General features: G+C 75.1%; 19 protein-coding genes. 10 read left to right on the top strand and 9 right to left on the bottom strand.

The window, feature by feature from the left end:
- The 4 genes from BMZ50_RS16805 to BMZ50_RS16790 form a co-directional block, all read right to left on the bottom strand.
- Nucleotides 1-819: a helical backbone metal receptor gene (locus tag BMZ50_RS16805; RefSeq protein ID WP_218146309.1), complete on the bottom strand. Its 819-nt coding sequence runs from the start codon at nucleotides 817-819 to the stop codon at nucleotides 1-3.
- A complete protein-coding gene (gene icmF, locus BMZ50_RS16800; protein WP_091326876.1) occupies nucleotides 816-4061 on the bottom strand; it encodes a fused isobutyryl-CoA mutase/GTPase IcmF in 3246 nt (1081 codons plus the stop codon). Before icmF ends, BMZ50_RS16805 begins: the two co-directional genes overlap by 4 nt.
- Before the next feature lie 103 nt (nucleotides 4062-4164).
- Entirely contained in the window at nucleotides 4165-4326 is a 162-nt protein-coding gene (locus tag BMZ50_RS16795) for an acyl-CoA dehydrogenase family protein (RefSeq protein WP_245753689.1), read from the bottom strand.
- Nucleotides 4327-4495: 169 nt separating this feature from the next.
- Nucleotides 4496-5032 carry a GNAT family N-acetyltransferase gene (locus BMZ50_RS16790; protein ID WP_091326871.1) on the bottom strand — a complete coding sequence of 179 codons (537 nt, stop codon included), beginning with the start codon at nucleotides 5030-5032 and terminating at the stop codon, nucleotides 4496-4498.
- A 265-nt stretch (nucleotides 5033-5297) separates the two neighbouring features.
- Between BMZ50_RS16790 and BMZ50_RS16785 the strand changes: the two genes are divergently transcribed.
- The 3 genes from BMZ50_RS16785 to BMZ50_RS16775 all read left to right on the top strand — a co-directional run bounded on the left by BMZ50_RS16785 (nucleotide 5298) and on the right by BMZ50_RS16775 (nucleotide 8076).
- On the top strand, nucleotides 5298-6983 hold the full coding sequence (locus BMZ50_RS16785; RefSeq protein ID WP_091326868.1) for a ribonuclease J: 1686 nt from the start codon (nucleotides 5298-5300) through the stop codon (nucleotides 6981-6983).
- A gap of 4 nt (nucleotides 6984-6987) precedes the next feature.
- The gene (locus tag BMZ50_RS16780; RefSeq protein WP_091326866.1) at nucleotides 6988-7584 is read left to right on the top strand and encodes a TVP38/TMEM64 family protein; all 597 of its coding nucleotides are present in this window, start codon (nucleotides 6988-6990) and stop codon (nucleotides 7582-7584) included.
- A gap of 222 nt (nucleotides 7585-7806) precedes the next feature.
- Nucleotides 7807-8076 (top strand): DUF1876 domain-containing protein, encoded by a 270-nt coding sequence (locus tag BMZ50_RS16775; protein ID WP_091326863.1) that lies wholly within the window; start codon nucleotides 7807-7809, stop codon nucleotides 8074-8076.
- A 15-nt stretch (nucleotides 8077-8091) separates the two neighbouring features.
- On the opposite strand, the gene BMZ50_RS16770 is transcribed toward BMZ50_RS16775, so the two are convergent.
- Nucleotides 8092-8394: an SHOCT domain-containing protein gene (locus BMZ50_RS16770; protein ID WP_245753688.1), complete on the bottom strand. Its 303-nt coding sequence runs from the start codon at nucleotides 8392-8394 to the stop codon at nucleotides 8092-8094.
- Nucleotides 8395-8563: 169 nt separating this feature from the next.
- On the opposite strand from BMZ50_RS16770, the gene BMZ50_RS16765 reads away from it, so the two are divergent.
- Nucleotides 8564-9157 carry an Rv1733c family protein gene (locus BMZ50_RS16765; protein ID WP_091326860.1) on the top strand — a complete coding sequence of 198 codons (594 nt, stop codon included), beginning with the start codon at nucleotides 8564-8566 and terminating at the stop codon, nucleotides 9155-9157.
- Nucleotides 9158-9195: 38 nt separating this feature from the next.
- Here the strand turns inward: BMZ50_RS16765 and BMZ50_RS16760 are convergent, their stop codons facing one another.
- Complete coding sequence (locus tag BMZ50_RS16760; RefSeq protein ID WP_091326857.1) at nucleotides 9196-10194, bottom strand: zinc-dependent alcohol dehydrogenase family protein; 999 nt, start codon at nucleotides 10192-10194, stop codon at nucleotides 9196-9198.
- A 230-nt stretch (nucleotides 10195-10424) separates the two neighbouring features.
- Between BMZ50_RS16760 and BMZ50_RS16755 the strand changes: the two genes are divergently transcribed.
- From BMZ50_RS16755 to BMZ50_RS16745, 3 genes are all read left to right on the top strand, one after another.
- The gene (locus BMZ50_RS16755) at nucleotides 10425-11570 is read left to right on the top strand and encodes an Acg family FMN-binding oxidoreductase (protein WP_091326854.1); all 1146 of its coding nucleotides are present in this window, start codon (nucleotides 10425-10427) and stop codon (nucleotides 11568-11570) included.
- Nucleotides 11567-12397, top strand: a complete 831-nt coding sequence (locus tag BMZ50_RS16750) for a universal stress protein (protein WP_091326851.1) — start codon at nucleotides 11567-11569, stop codon at nucleotides 12395-12397. The genes BMZ50_RS16755 and BMZ50_RS16750 overlap by 4 nt, the downstream gene beginning before the upstream one ends.
- 112 nt (nucleotides 12398-12509) lie before the next feature.
- Nucleotides 12510-14231, top strand: a complete 1722-nt coding sequence (locus BMZ50_RS16745; RefSeq protein ID WP_091326848.1) for a GAF domain-containing sensor histidine kinase — start codon at nucleotides 12510-12512, stop codon at nucleotides 14229-14231.
- A gap of 64 nt (nucleotides 14232-14295) precedes the next feature.
- Here BMZ50_RS16745 and BMZ50_RS16740 read toward each other — a convergent pair whose 3' ends face one another.
- Nucleotides 14296-15006 (bottom strand): response regulator, encoded by a 711-nt coding sequence (locus BMZ50_RS16740; RefSeq protein WP_281245444.1) that lies wholly within the window; start codon nucleotides 15004-15006, stop codon nucleotides 14296-14298.
- A 254-nt stretch (nucleotides 15007-15260) separates the two neighbouring features.
- Here BMZ50_RS16740 and BMZ50_RS16735 point away from each other — a divergent pair, with 254 nt between their 5' ends.
- A complete protein-coding gene (locus tag BMZ50_RS16735; RefSeq protein ID WP_143087204.1) occupies nucleotides 15261-15617 on the top strand; it encodes a hypothetical protein in 357 nt (118 codons plus the stop codon).
- Between the two features lie 52 nt (nucleotides 15618-15669).
- Here the strand turns inward: BMZ50_RS16735 and BMZ50_RS16730 are convergent, their stop codons facing one another.
- Nucleotides 15670-16845 (bottom strand): cysteine--tRNA ligase, encoded by a 1176-nt coding sequence (locus BMZ50_RS16730; protein ID WP_091326842.1) that lies wholly within the window; start codon nucleotides 16843-16845, stop codon nucleotides 15670-15672.
- Nucleotides 16846-16936: 91 nt separating this feature from the next.
- Here BMZ50_RS16730 and pdxY point away from each other — a divergent pair, with 91 nt between their 5' ends.
- Nucleotides 16937-17788 carry a pyridoxal kinase PdxY gene (pdxY, locus tag BMZ50_RS16725; protein ID WP_091326839.1) on the top strand — a complete coding sequence of 284 codons (852 nt, stop codon included), beginning with the start codon at nucleotides 16937-16939 and terminating at the stop codon, nucleotides 17786-17788.
- Nucleotides 17789-17844: 56 nt separating this feature from the next.
- Here the strand turns inward: pdxY and BMZ50_RS16720 are convergent, their stop codons facing one another.
- Nucleotides 17845-18351 (bottom strand): MarR family winged helix-turn-helix transcriptional regulator, encoded by a 507-nt coding sequence (locus tag BMZ50_RS16720; protein ID WP_091326837.1) that lies wholly within the window; start codon nucleotides 18349-18351, stop codon nucleotides 17845-17847.
- 91 nt (nucleotides 18352-18442) lie between these two features.
- On the opposite strand from BMZ50_RS16720, the gene BMZ50_RS16715 reads away from it, so the two are divergent.
- Entirely contained in the window at nucleotides 18443-19336 is an 894-nt protein-coding gene (locus tag BMZ50_RS16715; RefSeq protein WP_091326833.1) for an EamA family transporter, read from the top strand.
- The last annotated feature ends 4 nt before the right edge of the window (nucleotides 19337-19340 follow it).

Genomic DNA, 19340 nt, shown 5'->3' with positions numbered 1-19340 from the left:
TCAACGCGGCTCGATGGTGATCGCGGCCAGCAGCCGCGCGCGCGCCGGGCCGAGCGAGGGGCCGTACCAGGTGAGGTCGCGGCCGGAGACCAGCGCGGAGCGGGTGCCGGGGAACGCCTCGGGCCCGTCGTCGGCGGTGAACACGTAGGGCTCGTCGGGCAGGACGACGACGTCCGGCCGCGCCCCGGCGATGTCGGCGACGTCGACCTTCGGGTAGCGGTCGGCGGCGCCCCCGAACACGTTGACCAGGCCGAGCCGGGCCAGCACGTCACCGGTGAAGGTGCGCGCACCGACGACCATCCACGGGTCGCGCCAGATCGGGACGGCGACCCGCAGTCCGATCTGCGGCGCCGGTTCGGCCCACACCGCAGCCGCCTCCGCCAGCCACCCCGGCTCGCCTGCCTCCAGCGCCTCGCCGAGGAGCCGGCGCATCGACGCCAGCGCCTGGTCGACCGACTCGATGACGGTCACCCACACCGGCACCCCGGCGGCGCGCAGCCGGTCGACGTCCAGCCGCCGGTTCTCCTCCCGGTTGGCCACCACGAGGTCGGGGGCCAGGCCCTCGATCGCCGCGCGGTCGGGGTTCTTCGTCCCCCGCACCCGGGTCACGTCGAGGTCGGCGGGGTGGGTGCACCAGTCCGTGGCGCCGACCAGGCGGTCGGGCACCGTGACCGCCAGCGCCTCGGTCAGCGAGGGGACCAGGGAGACGACCCGCCGCGGCGGGCGCGGCAGGTCGACCGGGTAGCCGAGGTCATCGGCCCTCGTGCAGGGGCCCGCCGTGAGCCTGCGAACGGTCGGGGCACGGGGGTCCTTTCTCACACGTTGCGCCGGTACTGGCCGCCGACCTCGAAGAACGCCTCGGAGATCTGGCCGAGGGAGCAGACCCGGACGGCGTCCATGAGCGCGGCGAAGATGTTGCCGCCGTCGGTCGCCGCCTGCTGCAGGCGGGTGAGGGCGGCGGGGGCGGTGTCGGCATGGCGGGCGTGGAAGTCGGCCAGGCGCTGCAGCTGGGACTGCTTCTCCGCCTCGGTGGCCCGGGCCAGCTCGACCGGCTTCGGGGGCTCCTGGTCGCGGTCGGGGGCGAGGAAGGTGTTGACCCCGACGATGGGCAGGCTGCCGTCGTGCTTGCGGTGCTCGTACAGCATCGACTCGTCCTGGATCCGGCCGCGCTGGTAGCCGGTCTCCATCGCGCCGAGCACGCCGCCGCGCTCGGCGATCCGGTCGAACTCGGCCAGCACCGCCTCCTCCACCAGGTCGGTGAGCTCGTCGATGACGAAGGAGCCCTGCAGCGGGTTCTCGTTGCCGGCCAGCCCCCACTCCCGGTCGATGATCATCTGGATGGCCAGGGCCCGGCGCACCGAGTGCTCGGACGGGGTGGTGACCGCCTCGTCGTAGGCGTTGGTGTGCAGGCTGTTGGCGTTGTCGTAGATCGCGCACAGCGCCTGCAGCGTGGTGCGGATGTCGTTGAAGTCCATCTCCTGCGCGTGCAGCGAGCGGCCGGAGGTCTGCACGTGGTACTTCAGCTTCTGCGACCGCTCACCGGCGCCGTACTTCTCCCGCATGGCGACCGCCCAGATGCGGCGGGCGACCCGGCCGATGACGGAGTACTCGGCGTCCATGCCGTTGGAGAAGAAGAAGGACAGGTTGGGCGCGAAGTCGTCGATGTCCATCCCGCGGGCCAGGTAGGACTCGACGTAGGTGAAGCCGTTGGCCAGGGTGAAGGCCAGCTGGCTGATCGGGTTCGCCCCGGCCTCGGCGATGTGGTAGCCGGAGATCGAGACCGAGTAGAAGTTGCGCACCTGGTGGTCGATGAACCACTGCTGGATGTCGGCCATGGCCCGCAGCGCGAACTCGGTGGAGAAGATGCACGTGTTCTGGCCCTGGTCCTCCTTGAGGATGTCGGCCTGCACCGTGCCCCGGACGGTGGCCAGCACCCAGGCCCGGATCTCCTCCGCCTCGCCCGCGTCCGGCTCGCGCCCCTCCTCCGCGCGGAACGCGTCGAGGCGCTGGTCGATCGCGGTGTTGAGGAACATCGCCAGGATCGCCGGCGCCGGGCCGTTGATCGTCATCGACACCGAGGTGGTCGGCGCGCACAGATCGAACCCGGAGTAGAGCACCTTCATGTCGTCCAGGGTGGCGATCGAGACGCCCGAGGTGCCGACCTTGCCGTAGATGTCCGGGCGCGGGTCGGGGTCGCGGCCGTAGAGGGTGACCGAGTCGAACGCGGTGGACAGCCGGGTCGCCTCCCCCCCGGCCGACAGCAGCGTGAAGCGGCGGTTGGTGCGGAACGCGTCCCCCTCGCCGGCGAACATCCGGGCCGGGGCCTCCCCGGCCCGCTTGAACGGGAACACCCCGGCGGTGAACGGGAAGAAGCCCGGCAGGTTCTCCCGGCGGAGGAAACCCAGCAGCTCCGCCTCGTCGGTGGTGCGCGGCAGCGCCACCCGGCGCACCTTCGAGCCCGACAGCGTCTCCCGGGTCAGCGGGGTGTGGATCTCCTTGTCCCGCACCCGGTAGACCAGCTCGTCGCCGGCGTACTCCTCGACCCGCGCCGGCCACTCCGCCAGCAGCGAGCGCACCTCCGGCAGCAGCTCGCCCTCGGCGTCCTCGGCCAGTTCCCGCACCCGGCCGGCGGCGGCGTCCGCCCCCAGCAGGTCGGCGGTGGTGCGCAGCGCCGACCGGCGGCGGACCACCTCGGCCTGCGCCGCGGTGGTCGCGTGGTAGCCGCGCACCGCCTCGGCGATCTCGGCCAGATACCGCGACCGGGACGACGGCACCACCGACGACAACCCGGTGGAGGCCCTCACGTCCACCCGCGGCAGCACGCCGGCGCCGGCCGGCAGCCCCCGCTCGGTCAGCAGGGCCAGCAGGTGCTGGTAGAGCGCGGTGACCCCGTCGTCGTTGAACCGGGCCGCCGACGTGCCGAACACCGGCATCGCCTCCCACGACTGCCCGAACGCCTCCCGGTTGCGCACCATCTGCCGGGCCACGTCGCGCCGGGCGTCCTCCGCCCCCCGGCGTTCGAACTTGTTGACCGCCACCACGTCGGCGAAGTCGAGCATGTCGATCTTCTCCAGCTGCGACGCGGCGCCGAACTCCGGCGTCATCACGTACAGCGAGACGTCGGAGAACGGCACGATCCCCGCGTCGCCCTGCCCGATGCCCGGCGTCTCCACGATCACCAGGTCGAACCCGGCCGCCTTCACCGCGGCCAGCACATCGTCGAAGTGCTCGGGGATCTCCGCGCCGGCCGAGCGGGTGGCCAGCGACCGGAAGAAGGTCTGCTGCCCGTCCCCCGACTCCAGCGCGTTCATCCGGATCCGGTCGCCCAGCAGCGCCCCCCCGCCGCGCCGGCGGGTGGGGTCGACGGCCAGCACCGCGATCCGCAGCTTGTCCTCCTGATCGGTCCGCAGCCGGCGCAGCAACTCGTCGGTCAGCGAGGACTTGCCCGACCCACCGGTGCCGGTGATCCCCAGCACCGGCACCGTCCGCCCGGCCGCCGCCGCCCGCAGCCGGGCCGCCAGCCCCGGATCGCGGCCGGCCTCCAGCACCGTGATCGCCCGGGCCAGCGCCGCCGGATCACCGGTGCACAGCGCCTCGACGTCCGGCCCCTGCTCCGTCAGGTCCTCGTCGCAGGCCCGGACCAGCTCGTTGATCATCCCCGGCAGGCCCAGCCGCGCGCCGTCCGCCGGGGAGAAGATCGTCACCCCGCGCTCGCGCAGCAGCGCGATCTCCTCCGGCACGATCACCCCGCCCCCGCCACCGAACACCCGGACGTGCCCGGCACCGGCCGCCGCCAGCCGCTCCACCAGATAGCTGAAGTACTCCAGGTGCCCGCCCTGGTAGGAGGAGATCGCCACCCCCTGCACGTCCTCCTCCAGCGCCGCCCGCACCACCGCATCCACGCTCCGGTCGTGCCCCAGGTGCACCACCTCCGCACCCTGCGCCTGCAGCAGCCGGCGCATCACGTTGATCGCCGCGTCGTGCCCGTCGAACAGGCTCGCCGCGGTCACGAACCGCACCGGGTGGACGGGGACGTGCAGGGCGGGCGACGAGTCGGGCATGACACTCCCTGGTCTCCGGCCCGGTGGACCCCGGACCGAATTAGTTGGACGTCCTAGTATCTCGCTCGAGGGTCGAGGTGTCCACGTCCGGTCCGACGGCGGGTCAGATCCGGTGGCGGGCGATCCACTGCGCGGCGATGACGGTGCGCTGGATCTCGCTGGTGCCCTCGCCGAGGATCATCAGCGGCGCGTCGCGGAAGTAGCGCTCGACGTCGAACTCACCGAACCCGGCGGCGCCAGCGACCTGCAGGCGATGCGCACGCACGCCGACGAAGAAGCCGAGCTTTCTTCTTCTCCTCGACGAGGTCCTCCGGATAGCGGTCCTCCGCCGCGAACTCCGCCACCCGCGGGCGCACCCGCTCGCCGCCGAACTACGCGGTGAGCGGGACCATCTCGCGCTCGTGCTCGGCCAGCGTGCTCATGCCTCGGCTCCCTCAGTGCGGCGGATCGGGTGGGGCCGTGTCAGCGTGGTCCCCGAGGGGGCGCTGGCTCCAGGCGACGTCGTGCCAGCGGCCCAGCTTCCAGCCCACCCGCCGGTAGGTACCGGCCGGTTCGAAGCCGAGCGCGCGGTGCAGGGCGGCACTGGCCTCGTTGGGCAGCACGATGCCGGCGAAGGCCATGCGGAAGCCGCGGGCGGCCAGCCGGTCGAACAGCGCCGTGTAGAGCGCCCGACCCGCGCCGGGCCGACGCCGTCCGGGTTCGGTGTAGACGCTGACGGAGACCGACCACCGGTAGGCGGCGCGCACCATGAACGGCGCGCCGTAGGCGTAGCCGGCGACCCGGCCGCCGTCCTCCAGCACCACCCAGGCGTGGTCGCGCAGCGCGGCCTCGATGCGGTCGGCCATCTGCGCCGTGGTCGGCGGCTCGGTCTCGAAGGAGATCGCCGTGTCCCGGACGTACGGGGTGTAGATCTCCTGGCAGCGCTGCGCGTCGTCGCCGGTCGCGTCCCGGACGGGCCAGTCGGATGCCATGGGTTCATCCTGCTCAGGCCGCCCCCGGGCTCGACCGATGGGGTTCCGGTTCACCGGACGCGGGCCCGTCGGGGCGGCTCGGACGCTTCGTCGAGTCGGTGCGGCACGCCCGCGGGCAGATCCCCCTACCCGCGGGAGCGGATCGCCCCCACCGGCGCGACGGTCGCCGGGACGCCGGGCAGCCGGCCGCTCCGGACCGGGAGCTGGCCGCCCGCTGACGGCGGGCCTACCAGGGCCCTCGCGGGTGCGCCGTAGCGTACTCCGCATGAGCCACGCACACCCCGAACTCCGCACGCCCCCGCCGCTCCCCGCCGGCGGCCTGCGAGTGGTCGCCCTCGGCGGCCTCGGGGAGATCGGCCGCAACATGACCGTCTTCGAGCACGCGGGCCGGCTGCTGATCGTCGACTGCGGCGTGCTGTTCCCCGAGGAGCACCAGCCCGGGGTCGACGTGATCCTCCCGGACTTCACCTCGATCCGGGACCGGCTCGACGACGTCGAGGCGATCGTGCTCACCCACGGCCACGAGGACCACATCGGCGGCGTCCCCTACCTGCTGCGCGAGCGCCCCGACATCCCGCTGGTCGGCTCGAAGCTGACCCTGGCGTTCATCGACGCCAAGCTCAAGGAGCACCGGATCCGGCCGGTGAAGGTCGAGGTGAGCGAGGGCGACGAGCTGGCGTTCGGGCCCTTCGACTGCGAGTTCGTCGCGGTCAACCACTCCATCCCCGACAGCCTGGCCGTGGCGATCCGCACCGCCGCGGGGCTGGTGCTGCACACCGGCGACTTCAAGATGGACCAGTTCCCCCTCGACGGGCGGATCACCGACCTGCGCGCGTTCGCCCGGCTCGGCGAGGAGGGCGTGGATCTGTTCCTCACCGACTCGACCAACGCCGAGGTGCCCGGGTTCACCACCTCCGAGGGCGAGCTGGTGCCGGCGATCGAGACGGTGTTCCGCACCGCGCCGCGGCGGGTGATCGTCTCCAGCTTCGCCAGCCACGTGCACCGGATCCAGCAGATCCTCGACGTCGCGCACGCGCACGGCCGCAAGGTGGCCTTCGTCGGCCGGTCGATGGTCCGCAACATGGGCATCGCCCAGGAGCTCGGCTACCTGACCGTGCCCCCGGGGCTCCTGGTCGACATGAAGGCGCTGGAGAAGCTGCCGGCGGACCGGGTCTGCCTGGTCTGCACCGGCTCCCAGGGCGAGCCGATGGCGGCGCTGTCGCGGATGGCCAACCGCGACCACGTCATCCGGATCACCGAGGGCGACACGGTGCTGCTGGCCAGCTCGCTCATCCCGGGCAACGAGAACGCGGTCTACCGGGTGATCAACGAGCTGACCCGGTGGGGCGCGAACGTCGTCCACAAGGGCAACGCCAAGGTGCACGTCTCCGGCCACGCCAGCGCCGGGGAGCTGGCCTACTGCTACAACGTCGTGCGGCCCCGCAACGTGCTGCCGGTGCACGGCGAGTGGCGGCACCTGAAGGCCAATGCCGACATCGCCGTGCGCACCGGCGTGCACCCGCGCGGCGTGGTCATCGCCGAGGACGGCGTCGTGGTCGACCTGGTCGACGGCCGGGTGCGGATCACCGGCAAGGTGCCCGCGGGCAACGTCTACGTCGACGGCATGACCGTCGGCGGAGCCACCGAGGCGCACCTGCGGGACCGGCGGACGCTGGCCAACGAGGGCGTCATCTCCGTGGTGGCGATCGTCGACGCCGACACCGGCCTGCTGGCCGAGGAGCCGGACTTCCTCGCCCGCGGCTTCGTGCACGACGAAGCCACCTTCGAAGACGTCGTCCCGCTGATCGAGAAGGCGCTGGCCAAGGCGGCCGAGGAGGGCGTCGGCGGCGCGGTGCAGCTCGAGCAGCTCATCGCCCGCGCCGTCGGCACGTGGGCGAACAAGACCTACCGGCGCAGCCCGATGATCATCCCGATCGTCGTGGACGCCTGACCCGGTGCGCGAGGAGGCGGCGGGGCCGGCCGCGCCCGCCGGGCGGGCGCGGTGGCGCCTGGCCGCCCTCGGCGGCGTGCTCGTGCTGGCCGTCGTCCTGGCGCTCACCGTCGACCGGCCGACCGTCTCGCTGCTGCGCGACCGGCTCGACGCGGCCGGGCCCGGCGGCTGGCTGGCCCTCGTCCTCGGGGTGGCGCTGGCCTCGCTCACGCCGGTGCCGCGGACGGCGGTCGCGCTGCTGCTGGGTGCGGCCGTCGGGTTCACCGCCGGGCTGACCGTCGCCGTGGCCGGCGGCCTGCTGGGCGGGCTGGTCGGGTTCGGGCTCAGCCGGGCCCTCGGCCGCGAGGCGGTGGCCCGCCTGGCCGGACCGGTCATCAGCCGGCGGCCCCTGCTGGCCCGGGCCGACCGGCTGCTGCGCGACCGCGGCTTCCTCGCCGTCCTCACCGCCCGGATCACCCCGCTGCCGTTCGTGGCGGTGACCTACGCGGCCGGCCTGACCGGGGTGCGGCTGGCGCCCTACGCGCTGGGGACGGCGGTCGGGGTGGTGCCGGGCTCGGTGCTGCACGTCGGCGTCGGCGCCGCCGTGCTCGGCTGGGCGTAGGGCCGAAGGCGTCGCGCGGCGCGGCCCCGCGAGGCCCGGCAGCGCGCGACCGGGGTGTGCCGCTCCGGGGGACGGCGATCGGGTCCCCGGAGCGGCCCGGCCGCCGGACGCCGCGGGCACCGGGGCCCGAAGTCCCTCCCGGTACCGCCCTCGGACCGCGTTTCCTGGTGTGGTGGCCGGAGAGAGCCGGCGACATCGAGCGTCGACCGGCAGGGGGATTCCGTGGACGCGACGAAGAACTGGACCGTCACGATCGAGATCAGCGAGCACGACGGGCACACCCGTGCGGTGGCCAAGCTGCACACCGGGAAGAACGACGAGATCGCCGGTCTCGGCTTCGCGCGGCTGAACCCCGTGGACAAGGACGTCCCGGACATCGGCGACGAGATCGCCGCCGCCCGGGCGCTGTCGGACCTCAGCCGGCGGCTGCTCGGGACCGCGACGGACGACATCGAGCAGAACAGCGGCGCCCCCGCGCACCTGGTGATGTGACCCCCGGCCGCCCGCCTAGCCCGGTTCCATCAGGCCCCGCCGGCGCTCGCGGTACTCCTCGGTGCTGATCTCACCCCGGGCGTAGCGCTCGTCGAGGATCTCGCGGGCCCGGCCGTGCGCCGGCGCCGCCGCGGCGGGTGCTGGCGGCCCGACGCTGCCCATCGGAGTCCCGGTGCGCTGCCGCCCCCGGGCCGGGCCGCTGAGAAAGCGGGCGGTCACGACGACCAGCAGCAGCACCGCCCCGACGAGCAGGAGCAGCCAGAACGCCCAGCCCCACCCCCAGTCCGAGTCCCAGTCCATCTCCCACTCGTCGTGCATCGCCGGACCTCCCCTCCCCGGCCGGGCACGGGACGGTCCCAGCCTCGGCACGACCCGCGGGTTCAGACACCGACCTCCGGCCGGCCCCGCCGGGCCGGAGGTCCTGAGCCCGGGGTGCCCGGTTCCTCCGGCGAGAGGACGGGAGAGGAGACGGGGAGAGGAGATCATCGTGGCCGCCTCCGCCACGAGCACCGTCCGCTGTGCCCTCCGCCGGTTCACCCTGGGCAACGGCCCCCTCAAGCGCGGCTCCGACCGGGTCCAGTTCGCCGCCCGCCTGCTGCTGCTCGCCCTCGTCCTGCTCTCGCTGCCCCTCGCCCTCACCGTCGGCACCGTCGTCCGCAGCGACCTGCTGGCCTCCGTGGACCAGCAGCCCGAGCGGGTCCGGACGACGGCGGTCCTCACCGCCGACGCGCCCGTGCTGGTCGGCAGCGAGCCCGACTACCGGCCGCCCACGCCCGCCCGGTGGACGGCTCCCGACGGGACCCCCGGCGAGGGCACCGTCCCCGCGCAGGTCGGCTCCCGGGCCGGGGGGACCGTGCCGGTCTGGCTGACCCCCGACGGGAAGGTCACCACACCGCCGCTGACCGCTGAGCAGGCGACCCAGAACGCCGTCGTGCTGGGCGGCCTCGCGTGGGTGGGGATGCTGATCGCCGGCTCCGCCGCGCACCTGGCGCTGTGCTGGCTGCTCGACCGTCAGCGGCGCCGCCGGTGGGCGCGGGAGTGGGCCGCCGTCGAACCGGTGTGGGCCCGCCGCGTGCGCTGAGCACCGCCGGCCCCGACGGCCGGGGGCGGGTGGGTGGCTCAGGTGCGCAGGACCGCGGCGCCGGCGAAGCGGCCGTGCGCGAGGTCGGCCAACGCGCGCGGGGCTTCGTCCATCGGGTAGCCGACGGTCGTGGCGCGCACGCCGAGCCGCTCGGCCAGGCGGAGGAACTCCTCCCCGTCGCGGCGGGTGTTGGCGGTGACGCTGCGCAGCCGCCGCTCCTCGAACAGCTGGGTGGCGTAGTCCAGGCCGGGGATCGGCGAGAGCCAGATGCCGGCGACGGCCAGCGTGCCGCCGCGGTCCAGCGCCCACAGCGCCACCGGCACGAGCTCGCCGGCGGGGGCGAACAGCACCGCGCCGTCCAGCGGCTCGGGTGCGTGATCGGCCGCCAGCCCGACGGAGTCGACACCGAGCCCGCGGGCCAGCTCGCGATTGCGCTCGCCGCGGGTGAAGACGTGCACGCGCATCCCCTGGGCCAGGGCCACCTGGGCGGTCAGGTGCGCGCTGGCCCCGAAGCCGTAGATTCCCAGCCGCCCGCCCGGGGGCACCGCGGCCAGCCGCAGCGCGCGGTAGCCGATGATCCCGGCGCACAGCAGCGGCGCCGCCCGCTCGTCGTCGACGCCGTCGGGCAGCCGGTAGGCGAACCGCTCGTCGGCCAGGCAGGCCTCGGCGTAGCCGCCGTCGACGTCCCAGCCGGTGAACACCGGTGCGGTGCAGAGGTTCTCCGCCCCCCGGCGGCAGAACCGGCAGGTGCCGTCGGTGCGGCCCAGCCAGGCCACCCCCACGCGCTCCCCCACCGCGAACCGGGTCACGCCCGGCCCGCAGGCCGCCACCCGGCCGACCACCTCGTGCCCGGGGACGACGGACGGGTGATGCGGCGGCAGGTCCCCCTCGGCCAGGTGCAGATCGGTGCGGCAGACGCCGCAGCAGACGACGTCGACGCGCACCTGGCCCGGCCCCGGCTCGGGCAGCGGCCGCACCACCCGGCGCAGCGGCCCGGTGTCGACCGGCCCCGGCCGCTCCACGACCCAGGCGTGCACGCTCAGCCCCGTGCGCCGGTCGGTGCGGTCCCCATGACTGCTCCCGCCCTCTCCCGGTGCGGCCGACCGGGCACGGTCTCCATGATGGCGGCCCCGCCGTCCCCCGGCACCGGCTCGGCGTCCCGCCGGGGCGGGACGTTGGTCGCTGGCCGGCGGGACTCCCGGCTCCCACCGTTGCCCGGACCTGCGACCGATGCTGGCAGGGCACCGGCATTCCCGAGGGAGCACCCATGTCCCAGCCGCCCGGGTCCCCGTCCTCACCGCCCGGCGATCCCACCGGGGCCGAGCCGGGGGCACCGCCCGCGGCCGGACCGGACGCGGTGGCCGTCGCCGCCCGCTGGGAGGCGATGGAGGACGCCGTGGACCGGGCGCTGCTCGCGCCGTCGGTGCACAACACGCAACCGTGGCTGCTGGTGCTGCACCCCGAGGGCATCGAGGTCCGCGCCGACCGCACCCGGCAGCTCACCGCCCTCGACCCGCTCGGCCGCGAACTCGTGATGAGCCTCGGTGCGGCAGTGTTCGACCTGCGGATCGCGCTCGCGGCGCGCGACTTCGCCGTGGAGGTGGACCGCTCGCCGCGGCGCGCCGACCCGGACCTGCTCGCCGTCGTCCGCCCGGTGCCCGGCCCCGCGGACACCGCCCTGGGCGACCTCGAACCGCTGATCGACCGGCGCCGCGCCAGCCGCCGCGGCCGCACCTGCGGTCCGCTGCCGGGGGACGTGCTCGCGCGCCTGACCGAGGTCTCCGCGCGCGCCGACGTCGAGCTGGTGCCGGTGCGCCGTGCCCACCACCGCCGGCTGGTCGCCCGCCTGGCCGACGAGGCCGGGAGGATCCTGCACGACGACCCCGTCGTCCGCGCCGAGGTGCGGCACTGGACGACGCGGTCGCGCCCGGCCGACGACGGGGTGCTCACCGCAGCGGTGGCGCACGACAGCGGCCGGCCGCTGCCCTGCGATCCGGTGACCGGTCCGGGGCAGACGATCGTGCTGCTCACCACCACCAGCGACGACCCGCAGGCGTGGCTGCGGGTCGGCGAGGCGCTCGAGCACGTCCTGCTGGAGCTGACCGCGCGCGGCTGGGTCGCCAGCCCGGTTCCGCAGGCGCTGGAGATCCCGCTGACCCGCATGCAGCTGCGTTCGGCGCTGGCCTGGGCCGCGCACCCGCAGCTGCTGCTGCTCATCGGGCACGCGGAGCCCACCGCGCCGGCGTCGCGCCGGCGACGGGAGGACGTGGTGCGCAACAGCAACCGGCCGGCCGCACCGCCCACCGGCCCCCCGCCGTGCCCGCCGTCCCCGCCACCGCCCCGGCACCGGCTCCTCGAGCCGGTGCACTCCCACCCCGTCTCCGACGGCCGCGGGGGGACGACGTGGTTGTGATCAGCCGGTCCCACCCCGTCGTCGTGGGGGTGGACGGGACGTCCGAGGCGGCCGCCGCCGCGCACGCGGCCGCCGCGGAGGCCGCCGCCCGCGGGCTGCCGCTCCGCCTCGTGCGGGCCGTGCCCGCACCGGAGGCCGCCCACGGCGATCGGGCCGCGGCGGAGCTGGAGCAGTTGCTCCGCGCGCTCGCGCCGGAGCGGCCCGACGGGGCGGTGCAGGCCGCGCTGCGCTACGGCCCGGCCTCCCTGGTCATGACCGACGAGTCGCGCTCGGCGACGCTCGTCGTCGTCGCCGTGCCCGGCCGGGTGGGCCGCGTCCCGGCCGCGCTGATCCGGTGGGCGGCCTGCCCGGTGCTGGCCCACCGGCCGGCCGCCGGCTCGGGGGTCGTCGTCGGCGTCGACGGCGGGCCCGGGAGCGGCACGGTCCTCGCCGGGGCGGGCACCGCGGCCGCCCTGCGGAACACGACGCTGCGGGCCCTGCACACGTGGGTGCGGCGGTCCGAAGCCGCCCGCGGGCCGGAGCACGACCGCTTCGACCCGGCGGTGGACGCGGCCGAACGGGACCTCGTGGAGCAGTACCTGGACCCGCTGCGCGCCGAGCTCCCGGACGTGCCGGTCGTGGTGGACGTTCGCCACGGGCTCCCCTACGACGCCCTCGTGGCCGCCTCCCGGACCGCGGAGCTCCTGGTCCTCGGGCGGGTGCCGCTGCGCGCCGCCGTGCTGGCCACCGCAGTCACCGCGGTGGCCGGCTGCCCGGTCCTGCTGGTCCCCGTGGCGACCGGACCGGTGGCGCACGAGGCCCCGGCGCTCGAGGCCGCCCTCCGGTAGCACCAGACAGTCCGGTTCCGGTAAGCAGGAGCACGGGGACCCGGACCGCTCGATGCCTTCCCCTGCCCGATGCCGAGTGGCAGCCTCGACGGCACGGAGGAGGTAGCTCCCCATGCTTCCCAGGCCGCGCGATCGAGAGGGCAGTTCCGCTCCCGCGGAGCTGCCCCTCGCCGGGCGCCTCACCGAGCTGCTGGCCGAGGTGCAGGAGCGGCTGGAGACCGTGGCCCGCAGCCAGAGCCGGGTGCAGCACCTCCTCGACGCCTTCCTCAGCGTCTCCTCCGGGCTGGACCTGGAGACCACGCTCGAACGCATCGTCACGGTCGCGACCGACCTGGTCGACGCCCGGTACGGGGCGCTGGGCGTGCTGGCCCCCGGCGGGGGGCTGGCCACCTTCATCCACGTCGGCATCGACGCGCAGCTGGTCGCGCGGATGGGGCCGCTGCCGGAGGGCAAGGGTGTCCTCGGCCAGCTGATCACCGAGCCCTACCCGCTGCGCGTCCCGGACCTGGTCCAGCACCCGGCGTCGGTGGGCTTCCCGCCGCACCACCCGGAGATGCACACGTTCCTCGGTGTTCCCGTTCTCGTCCGCGGCGAGGTCTTCGGCAACCTCTACCTGACCGAGAAGCGGCACGGGGAGTTCACCGCCGAGGACGAGGCGGTGCTCACCGCCCTGGCCGGTGCCGCCGGGACCGCCATCGACAACGCCCGCCTCTTCGAGGAGGGCGAGCAGCGGCGGCGGTGGACGGCCGCGGTCTCCGACGTCCGCGCCTGCCTGCTCAGCGCCACCTCCCCCGACGATGCGCTCACCCTGATCACCGACCGGGTCAACGCGCTCACCGAGGCCGACGCGACCTGGCTGCTGCTGGCCAGCCCGGACTCCGAGGACGGCTTCATCATCCGCGCCCAGACCGGCGAGGGGCTGGACGACCCCCGGGGCGCCAGGGTCGATCCCGCCAGCAACCCGGTGCTCGCGGCGGTCCAGAACACCGACTCGGTGATCACGATGGACATCACCGGCCTGCCCTACGACGGTCCCAACACGCACGTGGCGTGGGGTCCCTGCATCGCCGTCCGGCTGCCGGGCACGCACAGCCAGGAGGCTGCGCTCATCGCCGCCCGCCGTGCCGGCGCAGCCGGCTTCCCCTCGTCCCTCGAGCCCCTGATCGGCTCGTTCGGCGACCAGATCGCTGCGGCCCTCGACATGGCCGCGCGCCAGCGGCTGGCCCGCCAGCTCGACGTGTACGAGGACCGCGACCGGATCGCCCAGGACCTGCACGACCACGTGATCCAGCGGGTGTTCGCCGCCGGGCTGAGCCTGCAGTCGGTGCTGCCCCGCATCGCAGACGCCGAAGCCCAGCGCCGGATCCGCGCGGTGGTCCGCCAGCTCGACGACACCGTCCGCGACATCCGGACGACGATCTTCGACCTGCACTCCGCCGAGGACGCCGACGACCGCTCCCCGAGCCTGCGCCGGCGGGTGCTCGACATCGTCACCGAGACCGCCGGGCGCGACCTGCACCCCACGGTGCGCATGTCCGGCGCCGTGGACAGCCTGGTCACCGGCGACCTGGCCGCCGACGTGGAGGCCGTGGCCCGCGAGGCGGTGAGCAACGCGGCCCGGCACTCCGGCGCCGCGCACGTCACGGTCACGCTCGACGTGGCCGACGGGGTGGTCCTCGAGGTCATCGACGACGGCCGCGGCATCGACCCGCGGTCCGCTCGCAGCGGGCTGCACAACCTCGAGGACCGTGCCCGCCGGCGCGGGGGCGACGCGACCGTGGAGGCGCTGCCCGACGGCGGCACCCGGGCGCGCTGGTGGGCGCCGCTGCCCTGAGAGAGGACCCCTCTGCCCCCCGCCACTCGCCGGCCCGCGGCGGGACCCTGCAGAGGGCCTCGGGTCAGCCCTGCCGGGGCGCCGGCGGGACGCCGCGCAGCTCGGTGGCGAGCACCGCTGCCTGGGTGCGCCGCTCGAGACCGAGCTTGGCCAACAGGTGCGAGACGTAGTTCTTCACGGTCTTCTCGGCCAGGAACATCCGCTCGCCGATCTGCCGGTTGGTCAGCCCCTCGCCGATGAGCTCGAGCACCGTGCGCTCCTGCTCGCTGAGCTTGGCCAGCGGGCCGGCGGGCTCGGCGGCGCGGCGGAGTCGCTCGAGCACGGCGGTGGTGGCGGCGGGGTCCAGCAGGGAGCCGCCGGCGGCGACGGCCCGGACGCCGTTGACCAGATCGTGGCCGAGGATCTGCTTGAGCAGGTACCCCGACGCGCCGGCCATGATCGCCTCGAACAGGGCCTCGTCGTCGCTGTAGCTGGTCAGCATGATCACCTTGAGCTCGGGCATCTTCGACCGCACCTCGCGGCACACCGAGACGCCGTCGCCGTCCGGCAGCCGGACGTCGAGGACCGCGACGTCCGGCCGCAGCGCGGGGATCCGGGCCAGCGCCTCGGCGGCGTTCTTCGCCTCGCCGACGACCTTGATGCCGGGATCGCTCTCCAGCACGTCGGCGACCCCGCGCCGGACGACCTCGTGGTCGTCGAGCAGGAACACCCGGATCGGGGACCGGCCGCCGTCGCTTACAGCCATCTCGTTCCGTTCCGCCGCGCGCGCGGCCACGGGTGCCACCCGCCGGCCGGGTGGCAGGTCTGCACAGGCTAGGCAGACGGAGGACCCTTCCTTGCAGAGTCGAAGGTCCCGGGACCACGTTCCCTGACCGGAGGTCACCGTGCCCGCACCGTGAGGTGCTGGCCGCCCTGCCGCGACCGGGGCCTTCCGCCTCTCGCCGGGGGCGCCGGCCGCGGGCAGCGTGGGGGGATGACCCTCCTCGGTGGCCGCAGCATCGTGGCCTGCTCGCTCTCCCGGCGGCGGGCATGAGGCGCCCCGACTCCACGCCCGAGCCGCCGCGGCCCCGCTGGTACCTGGTCCACGACGATTGCGGGGTGACGGCGCTCGGCGAGCGCGGCCCCCTGGCCTGGGCGCAGATCCGCGAGGAGGGCGATCGGGTGTGCGTGGAGTTCGAGGTCTCCGCCGTCCCGGAGCCGGTGCGGCTGGGCACCGACCTGGCGCGCGACGTGTTCCGGCACGCCGCGCTGCGGTCCGAGCGGCCGCTGCTGGCCGCCCTCCCGCACGGCAGCAGCGAGGTGCTCGATGAGGTGCGCCGGCACGTGCCCGACGCCCGCATCCGCGTGGCGGGCGCGACGTGCCTGGTCCAGGGCCGGGTGCGCTGAGGCCGCGGTCGTCGACGTCGTCACCCGCCGGGTCCGGGCCTGAGCCCGGTGGCTACCCGAGTGCCAGCACCCGGACCAGCAGCCGGGCGGCGTCCCCGCCCTCGGTGACGGCGACGTCCAGCGCGCCGGGGACATCGAGGTCGTCGAGCAGGCGGTCGGTGACCGCGCGGGAGGCCGACCCCGGGGAGGACGGGCGGCCGGCGGCGGAGTACAGCGCGTCCAGCCGCGCCTGCGCCTGCTCGAGCAGCTCCGGCCGGTACTCCCACGGCTGCGACCACGGGCGGTCCAGGACCAGCAGCCGCAGCACCGGGCCGGTCGTGATCCGCAGCAGGTCCGCGACCAGCGTCAGGTTGCCGGTGGACTTGGCCATCTTGGCGCCGCCCTGGTGCACCGCGCCGACGTGCACCTGCGCCCGGGCGAACGGGCCGACGCCGGACGCCGCCTCGGCCATCGCGGCCTGGTGGGCGTGGTGCGGGAACGCCAGGTCCGCGCCGCCGACGACGACGTCCACACCGTGGCCCAGGGTGGCCGTCGCCATCGCCGCGCACTCGGCGTGCCAGCCCGGCCGACCCCAGCCCCAGGGGCTGGGCCAGGCGGGGTCGCGCTCCTCCGAGGGCCGCCACACCGGGACGTCGAAGGGGTCCTCGCGCAGCGGGTCGTCGGGGGTGTCGCCGAACTCTGCCGCGAGCTGCCGGGCCCGGTCGGCGTCGAGGCCGGCCCGGGCGAGGACGTCGCCGGCCCGGAAGTAGACGTGGCCCTCGCGCACGTACGCGCGGTCGTTGCGCAGCAGCGCCGCGGCCAGCTGCTGGACGTGCGCGATGTGGTGCCGCGCCCGCGGCGCGTGCGTCGGCGGCCGCACGCCGAGGGCCCGCATGTCCTGCTCGAAGGCGAACTCCTGGCTGAGCGCGAACTCGTCGTAGTGCCGGCCGCGGGCGTCGGCCGCCCGGGTGAGCACGTCGTCGACGTCGGTGACGTTGCGGCTGCTGATCACCTCGGCCCCGGCCATGCGCAGCACCGCGGCGAGGACGTCGGCCCACACGAAGGTGGCCGCGTGTCCGAGGTGGGTCACGTCGTAGGGGGTGATGCCGCAGACGTAGACGCGGGCCGGGCTGGTCACCGGCAGCGGCCGGCCGGCCAGCCACAGGTCCCCGGTGCGGATCTCGACCGGTTCGGCGATCCGGCCCGCGGCGCCGACGACGCCGGAGGAGGTCAGAGGAGGCACTGCCATGCCGCCATCCTGCCCGCCGCGCAGGTGGTGGGCGTGCAGGGGGCGGCCGGGTCGTGCGGTGCGTTGTCGGCGCTGTGCGACCGTTTCTGCCATGGTCGCCGTCCTCTCCATCCAGTCCCACGTCGCCTACGGTCACGTCGGCAACTCCTCGGCCGTGTTCCCGCTGCAGCGGCTCGGCATCGCGGTGTGGCCGGTGCACACGGTGCAGTTCTCCAACCACACCGGTTACGGCGAGTGGCGCGGGCGGGTCTTCGACGGACCGGCGATCGAGGAGGTCGTGCAGGGCATCACCGAGCGCGGCGTCCTCGGCGACTGCGACGCGGTGCTCTCCGGCTACCTGGGCTCGGCCGACATCGGGCACGCGGTGGTGCAGACCGTCCAGCGGGTGCGGGCGGCCAACCCGGCGGCGGTCTACTGCTGCGACCCGGTCATCGGCGACGTCGGCCGCGGGGTGTTCGTCCGCCCGGGCATCCCCGAGTTCATGCGGGAGGTCGCCGTCCCCGCCGCCGACATCGTCACGCCCAACCACTACGAGCTGGACTACCTCTCCGGCCTGACCACCAGGTCCCTGGAGTCGGTGACCGAGGCGGTCGCCGCCGTCCAGGAGCTCGGCCCGCGGGTGGTGCTCACCACCTCGCTGGACGCCGAGGACACCCCGGACGACGCCGTCGACCTGCTGGCCTCCGAGGGCGGCCGGCACTACCGGGTGCGCACTCCCCGGCTCGGCGTGCACGTCAACGGGGCCGGTGACGCGATCGCGGCGCTGTTCCTCGCGCACTGGCTGGACACCGGCTCGGCCGGCGAGGCCCTGGGCCGCGCCGCCGCCTCGGTGTACGGGCTGCTCAAGGCCACGGAGGACGCCGGGTCGCGGGAGATCCTGCTGGTGGCGGCGCAGGACGAGTTCGTCTCGCCGTCGCGCACGTTCGACGTCGAGGAGGTCTGAGCGCACCCGGCGGGACCCGCACCAGCCCGTCCGCGTGCCGGCCTCGCCGCTGCTGCCTAGGCCGGCGCGTTCTCCTCCACCGAGGTGAGCAGGTCGCGCAGCAGGTCGCTGACCTGCCGCCGCTGGACCGCGGTGAGCCCGCCGAGCAGTTGCTGCTGGACCTCGAGACCGGCGGCGACCGCCTCGTCGATGAGCGCGCGGCCGGAGTCGGTGAGCCTCACCAGCAGCGCCCGCCGGTCGCCGGGATCAGGCGTGCGCAGCAGGTGGCCGGCGCGCTCGAGCCGGTCCAGCCTGCTGGTCATCCCTCCGCTGGTGAGCATGAGCGCGCTGGTCAGCCGTCCCGGTGAGAGGCCGTCGGGGTCGCCCGCCCGGCGCAACGTGGCGAGGACGTCGAAGTCGGCACGGGTGATGCCGAACCGGGCGTAGCACCGCTCCTGGGCGTCACCGGCCAGCCGGGCGGCCCGGTAGATGCGTCCGAACACCGCCATCGCCTCGGTGTCGAGGTCGGGGCGTTCCCGCGCCCACTGCCCCACGACGAGGTCCACGCCGTCCTGCCGGGTCATGCCCGCATCCTCCCACGTCTCACGGTTGACAGATGCTTGCCAGAAAGTATCTTGCTAGCAAGAAACTTTCCTTCGTGAGAGTGAGCCCGCCGTGACCACCACCGCGCCCCCACCCGTCTCCAGCCCCTCCCGATCCCCACGGGTCCGGGCACTGACCCTGGCGACCGCCGCGGCACCGGCGACCTGGGGCACGACGTACGTCGTCACCACCGAGTGGCTACCCCCGGACCGCCCGCTGCTGGCCGCCGCCGTCCGGGCACTGCCGGCCGGCCTGCTGCTGGTCGCCCTGGGCCGCCGGCTGCCCCGGGGCGCGTGGTGGTGGAAGGCCGCGGTGCTCGGCACGCTCAACATCGGGGCGTTCTTCGCACTGCTGTTCGTCGCCGCCTACCGACTGCCCGGCGGCGTCGCCGCCTTGCTCGGCGCGGCCCAGCCACTGCTGGTCGCGCTGCTCGCCGTCCCCCTGCTCGGCGAGCGGCTGCACGCCCGGACGGTGCGGCTCGGCCTGCTCGGCATGGCCGGGGTCGGGCTGGTCGTGCTGACCGACGCCGCCCGACTGGATGCCGTCGGGCTGACTGCCGGCCTCGCCGGGACCGCGTCCATGGCGGCCGGCGTCGTACTCACCCGGCGCTGGGGCCGCCCGGTGCCGGTGCTGCCGTTCACCGGCTGGCAACTGGCCGCCGGCGGCGCCCTGCTCGCCCCCGTGGCGGTCGCGATCGAGGGGCTCCCGGCCGGCGTGAGCACCGGCGAGGTCGGTGGCTTCCTCTACCTGGCGACGGTCAACACCGCCCTGGCCTACGCCCTGTGGCTGCGCGGGGTCGGCTCCCTGCCCGCTTCACGGGTCGGCTTCCTCGGCCTGCTCTCCCCCGTCGTCGCCGCGGCCGTGGGCTGGCTGGTGCTCGGCCAGGCACTGGGCCCGGCGCAGCTGCTGGGCGCCGCCCTCGCCCTGGGTGCCCTGGTGCTGGCTCAGCGGCACGCCCCGGCTTGACGAA

This window comes from Geodermatophilus ruber (assembly GCF_900114385.1).
GTDB classification, from domain to species: Bacteria; Actinomycetota; Actinomycetes; order Mycobacteriales; family Geodermatophilaceae; genus Geodermatophilus; species Geodermatophilus ruber.
This window is presented reverse-complemented; position numbering and strand designations above follow the sequence as displayed.